The organism is Phycisphaeraceae bacterium, from assembly GCA_040222855.1.
Taxonomy (GTDB): Bacteria; Planctomycetota; Phycisphaerae; order Phycisphaerales; family Phycisphaeraceae; genus Mucisphaera.
Genome location: JAVKCD010000018.1, coordinates 188,062 through 202,237, shown reverse-complemented (window position 1 = coordinate 202,237; position 14,176 = coordinate 188,062). Strand labels below are relative to the sequence as shown.

Here is a 14,176-nt window from a genome sequence, read left to right as displayed (position 1 = left end):
CAAACTACTCAAGACTCAGCGGGGCGTTCTCAAGGCTGATCAGGCTGTCGACGCTCTCCAGCAAGGACCGACTCAGCAGAACGGGCTGGCGGTCAAACACTGCTACCCGGGCGTCATCAGCCACAGGCAACAGGAACTGACGTGGCTCACGATCCGTCAGTTGCAGCGTGCGCGATCCGCCCGCGCTGAGATGGATCGTCAGCGTCGTCCCGAGATCCGGGTCGGGGCGATGGCGATCCGTAAGAAGCCTGGTGGCACGCAGGCGGGTCAGCCGATCGAGCAGCAGCGTCGCCGACTCGGGATCAATCGCTTCACGCCCGTCGATGAGCACAGTGCCATTGGCTTCGCGTCGCAGTTCAAGAGTCGTGGTGCCCTGCCTAAGCACAACCCGCTCGATGTCCGCAGGCGAGGCGACCAGCAGGTCCGTGGATCGAAACTCCGCCAGCAGCGCGTCGAGTGCTTCAGGGCTTAGGGTGAACCAGTCATTGATATCTGTCGCGAGATAACCGGCTGCGGCCATGGCATCCACCGTGATCCGAGCGGCTGGCTGAGCCGCATCGCCCGTCCACACCGTGATGGTGCACAACTCCGCCTCCGTGCGTTCGGCGGGCTTGTTCTCGGTCTCTAGCCAGGTCTCAGCGCGAAGATTGGCAAGCTCGCTGATCAACCATGGCACCGCCTCGGAACTCGTCACGTTACCCTGCACCGTCCAGTCAGAACCATCCGGCTTCCGCACCAGTTCCACCGTTTGCCGTTCGGGGTAGCGGACCTCGACCTGTGTGATCGCATCCGCCGGAACGGTCAGAACCGTGCGGTCACGCAGCGACAGCGGGCCATCGAGCCACGCCTGCAGTATGTCGGGACTGACGAGATATCCAAAAGGCTCGGGATCACGAACCACCATCAGCCGCGGCTCCGAGTCGTCGTCTCCCTCGATCTCCGTGGGTTGGTAGACCGCGATGCGGATGGGCTCAGGCTCGCCCGTGATGCTGATATCAAGCTCCGCGATGCCCTCACCAACACGATCCAGACCAACAAAGCCAAGACCGCGCAGGTTAGCGAGATCTTCAATCGACGACGCTGTGATACCGGAGTCCGGGCTGTAGTCAGGCGATGGTGCGGTGAAGCGCAGTCGCGCATCATCTTCCCGGATGATACCGTAGCGCTCAACGCGAGTATCAGCCATCACCGTGGCGATATCCGCAGGCGCAACACCCAGCACCCGTGCGTCGCGCAGGTCATCAACCGTTTTGCGGAACGGCTCTAGATCAGTGCCACGCACTGTGAACACCACATCAATCGGCTCATCACCCCGGGTGATCGCCGCAAACCGTGTCGTCGTCTCCATATCAGCCGGCCCGCCAACGATGAGCACCAGCGGAGGCTCCGGCGACTCCCCTCCCGGAGCGGGAAGCTCAGAACCGGAAGCATGATCCGCTCCAGTTGCAGAAGCCGTGGCGTCAACAGCAGGGGGGGGCGGGGGGGCGGGGGGGGTGTGGACAGAGGTGATGGTCAGCGTTGGTCGGTCAAGACCGTAGAGAGCCAAATCCTCAGGGTTATCTGCGGTAAACGCATCGATGCGCAGCCGCTGCAGCGCACGAATCGTATCAGCCACCGCCGTCTGATCGGCCCGCTCGATGCCCTCACGATCCAGCGTCCATCGCGTGGCCTGCTGATGGAGGGTCACGGGTTCTTCATCACGTGGTCGGATGAACAACGCCCGTGTCTGGCCGATCCCCGGCGCATCAAGCGTGGTGGCCCGCCAGTTCCAGATGCCCTCATCAAAGATCGCCAGATGCAGATCGTCATCCGTGACCAGGATCTCGGATTCACGATCAAGTTGCAGGTAAGCACGTTCGCCAGGCAGCCGTTTGCCCAGCTGTGCGGTGATCGGTGTCCCATCCGAAGTCGTCAGCGTGATCGTCGCACGAGGCTCGTCGAGCTGCGCCAGCGTGACGTTTTCGTCAGTCGCATCGAGCGAATCGAACCGCCTCATCTCCAGCAGCTCCCGCGCGACCCGATCGATGGCAAACGCCTGTAGCGGGAACGAAGCCGGAGCGGTCTGCGCCCAGCCGTTTCCCCTGCGCTCAAGCGTCACACTCTGTTCGTCGTAGTCAAGGTCAATACGAACAATCTCCGACACCGCAGGCCGTACCTCAGCGGGGAGCAGGGGATCGCCTTCGAGTTCAATCGCCTGCGCAGCCTCTTCATCGCGCTCGTAGGTCGTCGTGTTTCCAAGTTCAAAGAAGAAAACGTAGGCCGTGACGCCGGAGAGCAGGAGCAGCAGAGCAAGGGTGGTCTTGATGTTCATGGCAGTCAGAGTGTGATCAAGTAGGGGTCAGCCCGAACGCCGGATCGTATAGACCGTTACACCCGCGACGAGCACCAATGCGGGCAAACCAAGCAGCAGACCATAGGTGTACGCCGTCAACAACTCCCCGGACACCTCACCAATCCGCGGCACCCGCTGCGTCCGCGAGCCCGCCGCGATCAGGTGGTCCAGATGCCCCAGCCAGTAGACGGAGTTCACAAACAGCTCAGCGTTCCCGGGATACAGAGCAAACTCGGGAAAGCCCAGCTGCGCCCCAAGCCCGGTGATACCGTAGGTCGTGATCTGATCCGCCGACCAGACGGGATCAGAAACGACAACCAGCCGAGCACTGCCCGTCTCCTGAATGCGCTCACCAGCAGCGGCAACGATGAACCGATCTGCACCCTGTTCCGGCTCGTACACCAGGCTTTCGAGATCGCCCGCGGCTCCGACTTCGGTGCTCGCCCACGTGCGCGGGCTGCTCAGCGTGGCCAACGCAATAGCCTCGATGGCCGCAGCCGAGTCACCATCTGTTTCAACCGTCGTCAGTTCGATCGGACTCGCCTGCATGAAGATCGCGGGAAGCCCCTCAATCGCCTTGGCGACCGGATGATCATCGGGCCAGGTACGAACCTCGTGGTAGCTCGTCGCGCGGGTGCGTCGCTCGCCTTCCTGCCGCTCAACCAGGATGATTCGATCGAGTTGCGGGTTGATGCCGAAGTCACCGGCCAGATCCGCCAGCGGGTTCGTCGTGCCGAAGCGTGCCCCGGGGTCGTTGCCCAGCGAAACCAGCACGCCATCTCCCGCCGCGAGGCGCTGTCGAAGCAACCCGGCAACCTGATCCAACGCAGCGACGTTGCTGCCCGCCATCGGGTTGCGAGGATCGGGTGGCGGGGCGGGCAGAACGATCCACACCGCAGGCTGACCCGTTTCCGGCATCGGCGGGGGGCCCGAGGGCATCGGCTGACCCATCGGCCCCGGCCGACCGGAAGGATTCCACTCCGTAATCTCAAAATCAGCCGACCGCAGCCGTGAAGCAACGTATTCAAACGCACCCCGCGGACCCGTCGCTGGCGGGGACGCCCCAATCGACACAAACACCGCCAGCGGGCGCTGCTCCATCGACAGACTGATCAACGAACCGGTGATCTTCTCCTCCGCGAGGAACCGGTACTCACTCTCCTGATCCGAGGTCGGTGCCTGCGTAGGCGGCTGAATCATCTGCTCGAACGCGATCACCCGCGCGTTGCGCTCCGAGAGCACCACCACGCCATCCCGCCGAAGATCGCGCGTGAGCTGGTCGTACTCCTCAAGTCCATGAATCGTTGCGAGTTGATCAATCAACGCCTCCACACCGTCGCGCAGGCTGTCCGAAGCCGACGCCGCCCGGATCGTCGCGTCGCGCACCGCTGGCGGAAGCGAGCGATCACTCGATGCCTCATCCAGCCACGCCGTCGCCGCAGCCAGCATCTGCCGATTGACCTGATCAAGAAACCCCGAGAACTCAGAACGCATCGACGCCACCGGCGGCAGCGGCTCATCCAACAACCGACGCCACGCCTCCGCCTGCTGTGTCCACGAAGGAGGGAGCTGACGCAGCACCGTGACCAGTTGCCGCAAGCGATCCGCATTCGCCCCCGAAGCATTCGAAGCATCCAGCGCACTCGCCAGATCAGCCAGCGCTGGCGTCGCAGCCCCAAGCAGACCCGACATCGCCTCGATCGAGCGATTCAGTGTCTCCGCAGCGGGCTCAACCTGCTCCGCATACAGCCCCTGAAGCTCGGCATAAAAACGGTCCAGCGCCACCGGGTCACCGCCCGGCGGGATCATCCGCACATCAACCCGATCCGACCGCAGGTCATACTCACGCAGCAGGTCCGCGAGCTGCTGCGCCGGTTCAGACGTCACCGCGAACAGCCCGATCACCTCGTGATCCGAATCAAGATTCTCGAGCACCTGTTGGGTCTGCTGCGACAGGCTGTATCGCCCGGTCTGCGTGAAATCAAAACGCACCAGTTGCCGGTACGCGATGAAGTTCACCAGCACCGTCAGCGCGACCGCCGCCAGCACGGCCAGCACCACACTCAGCCCGATCGTCGCACGCCCCGGCGACCGGCGAGCGGAAGCAGTCGGAGGTGCAGATGAGGATGGAGGTGGGGAGGTGGGGGGGGTTATCGCCATCGTCGGCTCTCGATCAGCTTCACGGCGAGGAACAGGAACAAACCCGTCAACGAAGCGAAGTACACGAAGTTACTCGTATCAATCAGCCCTTTGGCGAAGTCCTCGTACTGACGATCAACCGACAGGTAGTAGCAAGCCTCCCGCGCCCAGCCCGGGAACCACGACACGGCGCCAGGGAGGATTGCCATGCCGATCGTGAGCATCCCCGTGAACAGCGCCGTCACCATGTACGCCACGATCTGCGAGTCACTCATCGCCGAGGCAAACGCACCGATCGCCAGATACAACCCGCCGACGAGGATCATCCCGACAAATCCCGTGATGATCGGGCCATAGTCCGGCCGCCCGTGGACCTCCAGCATCGCAATATGGATCAGCACCGGTGAGAGCATCGCCAGATAAAAACCCATCGCACCCAGCCATTTCCCCATCACAAGCTGAAGGTCCGAGACCGGCGCGGTCATGATCAGCTCCAGCGTGCCGGTGCGTATCTCTTCGGAGAGCAGACGCATCGAGATCGCCGGGAGTGTGAACGCCAGCAGCCAGACGATCCCCGTGAACTGATACCGAAGACTCGCTGGCGCTCCCGAATCGAACACGCCAAGGAAGATCATCGACGCGATCGTCGCGAACAGCCCGAGCACCAGATACGCCACCGGCGCGTAGAAAAGACTCAGCGTTTCTCGTTTGGCGATCGTCCAGGTGGCGGTCATAGTCACTCGTCCCGATTCAGGCCGCAGGGCTCTCGGCCCGCGTCTGCGTGGCGGTCATCTCAATAAAGAACGCTTCAAGCGAAGGCGCTTCAACCCGCAACTCACGGATCAGAATATTGGCCGAAGCCAGCCGCTGGGCAACCGATTCCCGCAGGTCCTCAGCGTCTCGAGGCGTCAGCGTCGCCTGCGTCCAGCCGCCCGCCTGGTCGCTGACGCTTAGGTCAGCAAGCCGCGACTCACCTTCAAGCAGCTGTCGCAACGTATTCGCGTCAGCCTTCGCTTCGAGGATCAGCCTTCCACCCGTCGTGGTCTTGCTCCGGAGTTCGTCGATGGTCCCCTCTGCAACAAGTCGCCCCGCCGCGATCATGATCACACGGTCCGCCGTCTTCTCGATCTCGGGCAGGATGTGCGATGACAACAGAATCGTGTGGCTGTCCGCCAACTCACGAACCAGCTTCCTGAACTGACCGATCTGCGCCGGGTCCAGCCCCGACGTCGGCTCATCCAGAATCAGCACCGGCGGACTGTGCAGCAACGCCTGAGCCAGCCCCACGCGCTGACGATTCCCCTTCGACAGCCGACCGATCGTCCGCCTCCGCACCGGCGTCAGCCCGCAGCGATCAATCACCAGCCCCGACCGCGACTTCCGATCCGCCCGGTTCATCCCCATCAGCTTCCCGCGAAACTCCAGATACTCGCTCACCCGCATCTCTGGATACAACGGCGTCGACTCGGGCAGATAACCGATCCGAGCCCGCGCCTCCCGTGACGCCGTCTGGATGTTGTGCCCCTCGATGCTCGCCGTCCCCGATGAAGGCGGCAGGTACCCCGTCAGCATCCGGATCGTCGTCGATTTCCCCGCCCCATTCGGACCCAGAAAACCAACGATCTGCCCCTGCGGAACCTCCAGCGAGACGTGATCGACGGCGAGCGTCGGGCCGTACCACTTGACCAGTCGATCTGCTTGAATCATGGGGCGTCCTCTGAGGCGTGCCTGGGGTGCTGCGGACCCGAGTTCAGTGACGCTGCTTGGCGTTGGGCATACCCCGCTTGCCGTCAGCCGGGTTTAGCAGTTTAGGGCTTGCCGCCACAAGCGTCGAACCGCCCGGCCTCGGGTTTGCCCGCCGCGCGCACCGTCAGTATGGTGCGGGCCCGGTTGGGGGCTTACGTAGCAGACCGGTCGTCAGTTCATGGATGAGAACGATGCGCCTGACCGACATTCTCCAGCCCGACTGCGTGGTCGTCCCTCTCGCGGGCACCGATAAGCACGCCGTCATCGACGAGCTCGCCGAAATGCTCGCCGAGAAGTCCCCCATCGCCTCCGCTGACGAGCTCAAGCAGGCCATCTGGCAACGCGAGCAGACCCGCACCACCGGCATCGGCCACGGCATCGGCATCCCCCACGGCAAAGCCTCTGGCGTTGATCGCCTGCGCATGGCCATCGGCCGCCCGGCGGAGGCCATCGACTTCGGCGCCATCGACGGCAAACCCGTTGACCTGATCATCCTCCTCGCCTCACCCCTCGACCAGACCGGCCCCCACATCCAGGCCCTCGCCAAAATCAGCCGGATGCTCACCGACGAAAACCTCCGCAACGACCTCAAGCAGGCGCCCGATTCAGCCTCGCTCTATGAACTGATCGTCCGCCACGAAGAATCCGCAGCGGTCTGACACCCTAACCTTCTGCGGACGTGTTGTACCGATTCATCGCCGTCTCGATTCCTTTCGTGAGCCACGTCTCCGCCGCGTCCGCAGCACGATCAAGCGCCGGCTCAACCATCGCCTGCTGATCCGGCGAAAATCGCCCCAACACATAGTCCGCCTGAGGAATCCGCCCAGGCGGGTCGATCCCGATCCGCAGCCTCGGATAAGCCCGAGTGCCCAGCCGATTCTCGATGTCCTTCAGCCCATTGTGCCCGCCCGCCCCGCCCTCGGGCCGCAACCGGATCGCCCCACAAGGCAGCGCAATGTCATCAACCAGAATCAACACATCCTCAGCCGTCAGCTTGAAGAAGTTCAATGCCTCCACGACCGATTGCCCCGACCGATTCATGTACACCATCGGCATCAACAGCCCCGCCTTGCCGCCACCAATCTGGCCATCCAGATACTGCCCCGAAAAGCGTGACTTGCCACGACCTAGCCCGAACCGCTGCGCGAGCCGCTCAATCACCATGAACCCCGCATTGTGCCGCGTCTTGGCGTACTCGGGTCCGGGATTACCTAGGCCAACGATCAGCTTCATACGTCGATTCCACTCAAGTGCAAACGCTCTGTCTCTATCGCCTCAGCCGTCATCCCCAAGGCAAAAAACACCACCCCGAACCGGGGTGCGGGGTGGTGTCATGAACTCCAGTTCGGACTGTTGGATCAGTCCTCGTCGCCTTCCCTCTCCTTCGCCTTGCCGATGACCTCCGGCTCGGCTCCGCCTTCTTCACCCTCGACATCGACGTCCTCTTCCTCTTCCTCACGCGCGATCGTGATCGCCGCCACCACCGTATCGGCCTCGGTGACCAGCTCCACGCCCTCAGGCAGCGTGATATCACCCGCGTGGATCGGGTTCTCTGTCGTCAGTTCAGCAATCGACACTGAGATCATCTCAGGGATGGCATCCGCACGCGACGCGATCGTCAACGCCTGCAACGGATGCTCCAGCACCGCACCCGCCGCCTCCAGCGCCTTGGGCGAGCCAACAAACTTGATCTCAACATCAACCTCCACACGCTCGCTCCGATCCACCCGCGTCAGGTCCGCGTGGATCAGATAACGGCTCAGGTGGTCCCACTGCAGGTCCTTGATCAGCGCCGCCTCGACCTTCCCATCGACCTTAACCTCAATCAGGTGAGCGTGGTCGAGAATCGCGTCCAACAGCAGCTTGCCGTCGATCGTGAGATGCACCGGGTCAATACCGTGTCCGTACAACACCGCGGGCATCTTGCCCTCGGCACGCAACCGATTGGCATAACGGGTGCCAAGCTTCGTTCGGGTCTGAGCTTCAATCACTGGAATGTCGTGGGCCATGAGTCGTTCTCCTTCGCGTCCCGATTCAAGCCGGGAGGATGTGGTTAGTTGTCGATCTGAAGCCTTTGATGAATCCCTCTAGAGGACTTGGTGAGTGTGTATGGGGGGTTAGCGTTTCCCGCTGGAGGTGCCCCTAAACAGGCTGGACACCGATTGGTTGTGGTGGATACGGTGGATCGCTTCGCCCAGCAGGCTGGCCACCGACAGCTCGACGAGCTTGTCTTGGATTGGAGCGCATCGTGGCCCCGCCGGGATCGTGTCCGTCACGATAAGCTTGCTGATCGGCGCATCGCGGATGCGCTCCATCGCCAGGCCTACGAGCACCGGGTGCGTACACGCCGCGATGATGTCCTTCGCGCCGCGGTCCTTCAGCAGCTTGGCCGCTTCACAGATCGTCCCCGCTGTCGAGATCATGTCATCGACCATGATGATGTTGCGCCCGCTCACGTCGCCGATGATGTTCGCCGACTCCACCTCGGTCCCCGAACGCCGACGCTTATCGATGATCGCGAACTCCCCGCCCAGCATCGAGGCATAGACCGAGGCCAGCTTCACATTCCCGACATCCGGGCTCACCAGACAGATCGGGTCCATGTCCTTCTTGATGGTGTTGAGATGCTCCATCAGTACCGGAGAAGCGTTGAGATGATCCACCGGCAGATCGAAAAACCCCTGGATCTGGGCCGCGTGCAGGTCGATCGTCAGCACCCTATCCGCCCCCGCTGCCGTGATCAGATTCGCCACCAGCTTCGCGGTAATCGGCGTGCGCCCCTCATCCTTACGATCCTGCCTCGCATAACCAAAATACGGAATCACCGCCGTGATCCGCTGCGCCGACGCACGACGCAGACAGTCAATGTAGATCAGCAACTCCATCAGGTGCGTGTTGACCGGGTTCGATGTGCTCTGGATCACAAAGCAGTCGCGCCCACGCACGTCCTCATCGATCTTCACGATGAGTTCGCCATCCGGGAACATCTCGGTCTTGCCCTGACCCACCGGCAGGTTCAGGTATCGACAGATCCGCTCGCACAGCTCGCGCGATCCCTTACCACCAAAGAGCTTGATGTGATCGCGATCGGCCTGGCTCATAATCCGGGTCCTTCGGCGTGGGGTTGTACAAGGCGGGTTCTCAAAATCCGATCGACTTCGGCTAGCTGCTCCGGTGTGTTGATGCTCAGCACATCATCAGCAGGCACCGCATCCACCACCGTCACAGCACGACCCGCTCCCCGCAGGATCCCCGGCACGTCCGTCAGGTAATACTCACCCTGCTTGTTGTCATTACTGACATCCGACAGCGTCGTAAACAACGCATCCGACCGGAAGCAGTAGTAGCTCGGGTTGACCTCACAGATCGCCAGTTGCGCTGCGGTCGCGTCCTTCTGCTCAATAATCCCGGTGAACCCGCCACCCGCATCCCGGGTGATCCGACCATACCCCGAAGGGTCATCGATAACCGCCGTCGCCAGCGACGCGTCCGCACCGGTCTTCCGATGGGTATCAAGAAGCTGCTCGAGCGTCTTCGCCCGAATCAGCGGGCCGTCACCCGCCAGAACAAACACGTCCCGAGGCGGATCGTCAGCGAAAAGTGGCGCAGCCATCTGGGTCGCGTGCCCGGTCCCGAGTTGCTCCGACTGCGTGACAAAATGTACGTTCTTAAACCCCGCCAGAGACGCTTCGACATCCTCAGCCTTGTACCCCACCACCACGATCACACGATCCACACCCGCAGCCCGGCACGCCTCGACCACCCACTGGATCATCGGCCGGTCCGCGACCGCGTGAAGCACCTTCGGCAGGTCGCCACCCATGCGCGTGCCCTTGCCCGCCGCGAGCAGAATCGCATCCACGGGTTGTGGGCTCGCGGACACACTCATCGCAAACCGCCTTCACTTCGAAGCGGTGAAGCTGGCCCACAGGGACTTGAACCCCGACTTTCAGTACCAAAAACTGATGTGCTGCCGATTACACCATGGGCCATCGCGGGGGGCTCCTGTCGAGCCCCCGTCGGCTTCATCGGTCCCGACCTGCGTCAGGAAAGATGGCTGAGAGGACCCGGATTCACCCTTCGAGCTTAGTCCGCCGCGGTCCGGTCCGCCGCTTCCCTGTGTGCGTGCCTCGGTCACTCTCGTCACGCCCGGCTCTCAGGTGCGACAAGCATAGCCCCCCCGGCCCTTGGGATCAAAGCGGCATCCCCAGATTCAGCAGCTTCCCCGGGTTCTCCGCCTGCCCCGTCCGCAGGCTAAGCAGTGTCGCCTCACAGCACGCCAGCACCCGCTGAGCCGTCGGTTCCTGCTCGTGCGGATAAGTCGATTGGTCCAACGCTCGCAGCAAACTACGGGCGATCAGCACCGCTTGTGAAGCCCCAGCCTTCGGACCCGGCAGCTCATCGATCACCACACCCGAATCGTTATGAAGCGTGTACCCCTCGTCCGTCACCACCAACGATCCCTCCGGCCCCGTCAGGCGCAGCCGCCGATCCCACCGGCCGGTCTGATCCGAAACCGCCAGCAGACCGGCCCCACGCCCAGGCGACCGCCCCGAGATCGCCAGCGACCCGCTCAGAACCTTCCCCGGCTCATACCGCCCATGGACCAGACTCGCATGTACCTCGTCTGGCATCGGCAACGCCTCCAACGCACTCAGCCACGCGTGGTACAGACTCGTCACCAGCCTTGTCGTCTCGGCCGGAGCATCGAACTCAATCACCGCCAGCCGCGGCTCCCCAAGCACCTCCCACGGCTCGTTCGCCCCCAGCATCCCGGGACCCTCCGAAAACCGCGGCGCAAGGATCACCCGACCCAGCCGTTCGCCCAGCTCGTCCCGCAAAGCCGCCGCCGCATCAAGACCCTCCGCCAGCAGGTCCGTGGTCAACACAAGATCGCACCGGTCCGCAGCTTCGGCGACCTGCTCCACACCCGGAGCCTTCTCAACAGCAAGCAGCGCCACCCGAGCCGGCTGGTCGATCACCAACTTCCTTAGATCACGCCCAACAGCCACCTTCAATCGCTCCGCCAACTCAGCAGGCGGCGACGACACCGGACCGCCAACCCCAAGAACGCTCACCCGGCCAAGCTCCCCGATCACCTCGCCGACAAGACCCTGCCGCGCCTTGTCGCACCAGATCACCACTTCCAGGTTGTCCTCTCCCTGAGGCATCCCCTCACAATACCACTCCGATCAACCCCAAGAGTGCTAAAGTACGTTTGGCGTGGCCGTGGCGGCCGCGTGTCTCCTCGGGAGGCACGAGGAAAGTCCGAGCACGGCAGGACACGGTGGTGGGTAACACCCACCCGCCCGGCTGGCGACGGCCGGGTGCGGGACAGTGCCACAGAAAACACACCGCCGATGGCCAGGGAGCAATCCTCGGCACAGGCAAGGGTGAAATGGTGCGGTAAGAGCGCACCGCTCCGCCGGCGACGGCAGAGGCAAGGTAAACCCCACCGCGTGCAAGGCCAAGCAGCGGGGTCCGCTCCGGCGGACGAGCGGTCCGCTCGTTCCTCACGGGGCCCCGCGGGTAGGCTGCTCGAGCCGATCGGCAACGACCGGCCTAGAGAAATGGTCGCCACCCGCCTCGGCGGGCCACAGAACTCGGCTTACGAGCCACGCCAAAATAACAAGGCCCCGCCGCTCATCGCGACGGGGCCTTGTCCTATCTCGAACAGTCACTCAATCACCTGACGTACTTCAGGATCTGATCAACCCCCGATTCCGTAGGCAGCATCAACGCACCATGAGCACGCGCCGCCTCCAACGCTAACGCCCCGTCCGTGCTCACCACCAACTCACGGACCCCTTCAACCAGACGGCTGTCCAGCAGATTCCCGTGGTAACGCGCCGACTCACCAAGGCTCGTCAGCAACGCGAGTTGGATCTCACCCTCCGACTCCAGGGCGTGATCCGCAACCGCCGCCTGAGCCGCCGCCGACGGCAGATTCTCAAGAACCTGACCCGCAGCAACGATCACAGCCGACCGACTGTCATCCAGCGCCTCGATGATCGCGACCTCAGCGTCGCCCGCGTAGTACACCGGATGACTCGCGCCAATCCGGTCAAGCAGGTCCAAAGCCGTCAGCGCAAACGCCTCCGCCTCATCACCCGTGATCGCATAACCCTCATAATCACCAGCCACAACCTCGATCGCTCCGCGAAGCGCCGACGAGTTCTCCGTCATCAGCGCCGTCGTAAACCGCGGCTCCGCTCGGAACATCTCGGTCAGCGTGATCTGCTCAGCAACCGACACCAACGCCAGCACAGGCGTAGCACCCAAACGCGTGTCGCCCTTCGTGTCCAGGAAAAACGCCTCGACATCCCCCTCGCCCAGTGCCAGAACCACCAGGTCCACGCCGGGCCGCAGCGCAATCTCATCATTGAGGTCTTCACGAGACAACCCGCCAAACGCCTCAAAACCAAGCTGATTCAAGACACCCAGCAGCGTGTTCAGCGTCTCAAAGTCATTCGCGACCACAGCCGCATACTTCGTATCGTTCTGCCGCACCGCTTCACCCAGCACCGGCACCACACGCTCCGCCTCCGGGAACGTCTGCATCGGATTCGCCGAAGCCAGCGCCTCAGCCGCCATGAACCGCACCCGCCGATCCGGATAGCTCAGTGCCCGCAGCAACGGCTGCCGACCCGATGCACCCTGAATCAGAGCGTTCGCCCCCGCCGTCTTCCGCAGTGCAGCAATCGCGTCGAGCGCGAGTACCGGGTCCTCATCCGTCAGAGCACGATCCAGTACCTCATGCAGCCGAGCCGGACCAGCCAGCATCGCGTAGTACGACGCAGGCAACATATCCGTCGGATAACTCGGATCAGCCTCGTCACTCGGCAGCCTGTTCTCACGACGAAGATTCGACCGCAAAAACAGCGTCATCGCCGCATCCGTATCCGGCTCCAGCTTCAACGCCTTGATCGACGACCGCAGCGCCAAAGCGTCCGCAAAGATCGCCTCCGGCACCTTGATCGGAACCAGCCCGGTCTCCGACGTGTACTCCCACAACGTCGCGTCATACGTCTCCGCACCAAGACCCGGAATCTCAGCGTTATTCGTCCCCGCCACATACTGCCCCTCACCCGCAGCGACATAAAGCAGTGCCGCACTCGTGTCCCGTGGCATATTGATCGTCTTAAGAACCTCGTTATGAGCAGCCACCAACGACTCAAGCGCCGTCGGGTCCGTCGACGGGTCCTCGATCGCCTGCTTCAGGTAAGGAAGCGCCTGCGGATACCCGATCCGAGACAGCACCTGAGCCACCTGCCCCTGCTGCACCGCATCAAGCTCGGGCAACGCCTCCGACAGCGGGTAAACCATCGAACGGCCGATCGCCACCATCGCCTCCTGAACAAACGGATGCAGATTCGCCTGCTGGCGATCCTGCAACGTGTCCAGTAGCAGTGGGGCCGCAAACTGACCCGCCCCACGCAGACGCTCGACAGCGTTGATGAACGCCCGACGATTAATCGCCAACCGCTCAATGTTCGCTCGGATCCGCTCAGGGTCACGAGACACGCCGATCTGAGCCTCCTGAATCCGATCCAGCAGCCGCTTGGCCACCGGCTCCACTTCCTCAACCCGAGTCGCGCGAACCAGCGCACCCTCGTAGTCCGCAAAGTCCGAGTTCTCCACCACCTCAAGCAGCAGAGCGTCGTCCCTCTCCACCTCACGCAGCAACGCCTGACCAGCACCCGAAGCAAGCTCCGGCCGCGCAATCAGAAGGTAATGATTGAAATCATCCCACAGCGATGCAGCAGTCTGACCAAAGGTCGGGCCAGCCCAACCAAGCAGAACCACCACAAAAGCCATGAGCACGCGGCCCATCGGACGTGTCGATACCGTCATAGCCGTACTACTCCATGAAGGATTCAAAGGCCGCCGCACTGTAAAACCGGGCCGATCCACCGTCAAACCCTCCAGGCTCCAAGACACCCTACGCAGGTGCTTATT

The 14,176-nt window shown here is 62.8% G+C and carries 11 protein-coding genes, 1 tRNA gene and 1 other RNA gene; 2 read left to right on the top strand and 11 right to left on the bottom strand.

Annotated elements, in window-relative coordinates:
- Window positions 1–4: 4 nt before the first annotated feature.
- From RIG82_04490 to RIG82_04475, 4 genes are read right to left on the bottom strand one after another with little or no spacing between them, the layout of a single operon-like run.
- Complete coding sequence (locus tag RIG82_04490) at window positions 5–2,311, bottom strand: DUF4340 domain-containing protein (GenBank protein MEQ9460189.1); 2,307 nt, start codon at window positions 2,309–2,311, stop codon at window positions 5–7.
- A 27-nt stretch (window positions 2,312–2,338) separates the two neighbouring features.
- The gene (locus RIG82_04485) at window positions 2,339–4,492 is read right to left on the bottom strand and encodes a Gldg family protein (protein ID MEQ9460188.1); all 2,154 of its coding nucleotides are present in this window, start codon (window positions 4,490–4,492) and stop codon (window positions 2,339–2,341) included.
- A complete protein-coding gene (locus RIG82_04480; GenBank protein ID MEQ9460187.1) occupies window positions 4,483–5,205 on the bottom strand; it encodes an ABC transporter permease in 723 nt (240 codons plus the stop codon). Before RIG82_04480 ends, RIG82_04485 begins: the two co-directional genes overlap by 10 nt.
- 16 nt (window positions 5,206–5,221) lie before the next feature.
- The gene (locus tag RIG82_04475; GenBank protein MEQ9460186.1) at window positions 5,222–6,178 is read right to left on the bottom strand and encodes an ABC transporter ATP-binding protein; all 957 of its coding nucleotides are present in this window, start codon (window positions 6,176–6,178) and stop codon (window positions 5,222–5,224) included.
- Between the two features lie 230 nt (window positions 6,179–6,408).
- On the opposite strand from RIG82_04475, the gene RIG82_04470 reads away from it, so the two are divergent.
- Window positions 6,409–6,876 carry a PTS sugar transporter subunit IIA gene (locus RIG82_04470; GenBank protein MEQ9460185.1) on the top strand — a complete coding sequence of 156 codons (468 nt, stop codon included), beginning with the start codon at window positions 6,409–6,411 and terminating at the stop codon, window positions 6,874–6,876.
- A 4-nt stretch (window positions 6,877–6,880) separates the two neighbouring features.
- Here the strand turns inward: RIG82_04470 and pth are convergent, their stop codons facing one another.
- From pth to RIG82_04440, 6 genes are all read right to left on the bottom strand, one after another.
- Entirely contained in the window at window positions 6,881–7,450 is a 570-nt protein-coding gene (gene pth, locus RIG82_04465) for an aminoacyl-tRNA hydrolase (protein ID MEQ9460184.1), read from the bottom strand.
- Window positions 7,451–7,575: 125 nt separating this feature from the next.
- On the bottom strand, window positions 7,576–8,226 hold the full coding sequence (locus RIG82_04460) for a 50S ribosomal protein L25 (GenBank protein ID MEQ9460183.1): 651 nt from the start codon (window positions 8,224–8,226) through the stop codon (window positions 7,576–7,578).
- 108 nt (window positions 8,227–8,334) lie between these two features.
- Window positions 8,335–9,318, bottom strand: a complete 984-nt coding sequence (locus RIG82_04455; protein ID MEQ9460182.1) for a ribose-phosphate pyrophosphokinase — start codon at window positions 9,316–9,318, stop codon at window positions 8,335–8,337.
- Window positions 9,315–10,106: an NTP transferase domain-containing protein gene (locus RIG82_04450; protein ID MEQ9460181.1), complete on the bottom strand. Its 792-nt coding sequence runs from the start codon at window positions 10,104–10,106 to the stop codon at window positions 9,315–9,317. Before RIG82_04450 ends, RIG82_04455 begins: the two co-directional genes overlap by 4 nt.
- Window positions 10,107–10,137: 31 nt before the next feature.
- A tRNA-Gln gene (locus tag RIG82_04445) sits at window positions 10,138–10,209 on the bottom strand.
- A gap of 201 nt (window positions 10,210–10,410) precedes the next feature.
- Window positions 10,411–11,388, bottom strand: coding sequence for a hypothetical protein (locus RIG82_04440; GenBank protein MEQ9460180.1), 978 nt, complete (start codon window positions 11,386–11,388; stop codon window positions 10,411–10,413).
- A gap of 48 nt (window positions 11,389–11,436) precedes the next feature.
- Between RIG82_04440 and rnpB the strand changes: the two genes are divergently transcribed.
- Window positions 11,437–11,844, top strand: an RNA gene (gene rnpB / locus RIG82_04435) — RNase P RNA component class A.
- 58 nt (window positions 11,845–11,902) lie between these two features.
- On the opposite strand, the gene RIG82_04430 is transcribed toward rnpB, so the two are convergent.
- Entirely contained in the window at window positions 11,903–14,071 is a 2,169-nt protein-coding gene (locus RIG82_04430; protein MEQ9460179.1) for a hypothetical protein, read from the bottom strand.
- Between the last annotated feature and the right edge of the window lie 105 nt (window positions 14,072–14,176).

Coding starts and splice junctions, on each gene's coding strand:
- RIG82_04490 (MEQ9460189.1), bottom strand. CDS start 2,311: ATGAACATCAAGACCACCCTTGCTCTGCTGCTCCTGCTCTCCGGCGTC.
- RIG82_04485 (MEQ9460188.1), bottom strand. CDS start 4,492: ATGGCGATAACCCCCCCCACCTCCCCACCTCCATCCTCATCTGCACCT.
- RIG82_04480 (MEQ9460187.1), bottom strand. CDS start 5,205: ATGACCGCCACCTGGACGATCGCCAAACGAGAAACGCTGAGTCTTTTC.
- RIG82_04475 (MEQ9460186.1), bottom strand. CDS start 6,178: ATGATTCAAGCAGATCGACTGGTCAAGTGGTACGGCCCGACGCTCGCC.
- RIG82_04470 (MEQ9460185.1), top strand. CDS start 6,409: ATGCGCCTGACCGACATTCTCCAGCCCGACTGCGTGGTCGTCCCTCTC.
- pth (MEQ9460184.1), bottom strand. CDS start 7,450: ATGAAGCTGATCGTTGGCCTAGGTAATCCCGGACCCGAGTACGCCAAG.
- RIG82_04460 (MEQ9460183.1), bottom strand. CDS start 8,226: ATGGCCCACGACATTCCAGTGATTGAAGCTCAGACCCGAACGAAGCTT.
- RIG82_04455 (MEQ9460182.1), bottom strand. CDS start 9,318: ATGAGCCAGGCCGATCGCGATCACATCAAGCTCTTTGGTGGTAAGGGA.
- RIG82_04450 (MEQ9460181.1), bottom strand. CDS start 10,106: ATGAGTGTGTCCGCGAGCCCACAACCCGTGGATGCGATTCTGCTCGCG.
- RIG82_04440 (MEQ9460180.1), bottom strand. CDS start 11,388: ATGCCTCAGGGAGAGGACAACCTGGAAGTGGTGATCTGGTGCGACAAG.
- RIG82_04430 (MEQ9460179.1), bottom strand. CDS start 14,071: ATGACGGTATCGACACGTCCGATGGGCCGCGTGCTCATGGCTTTTGTG.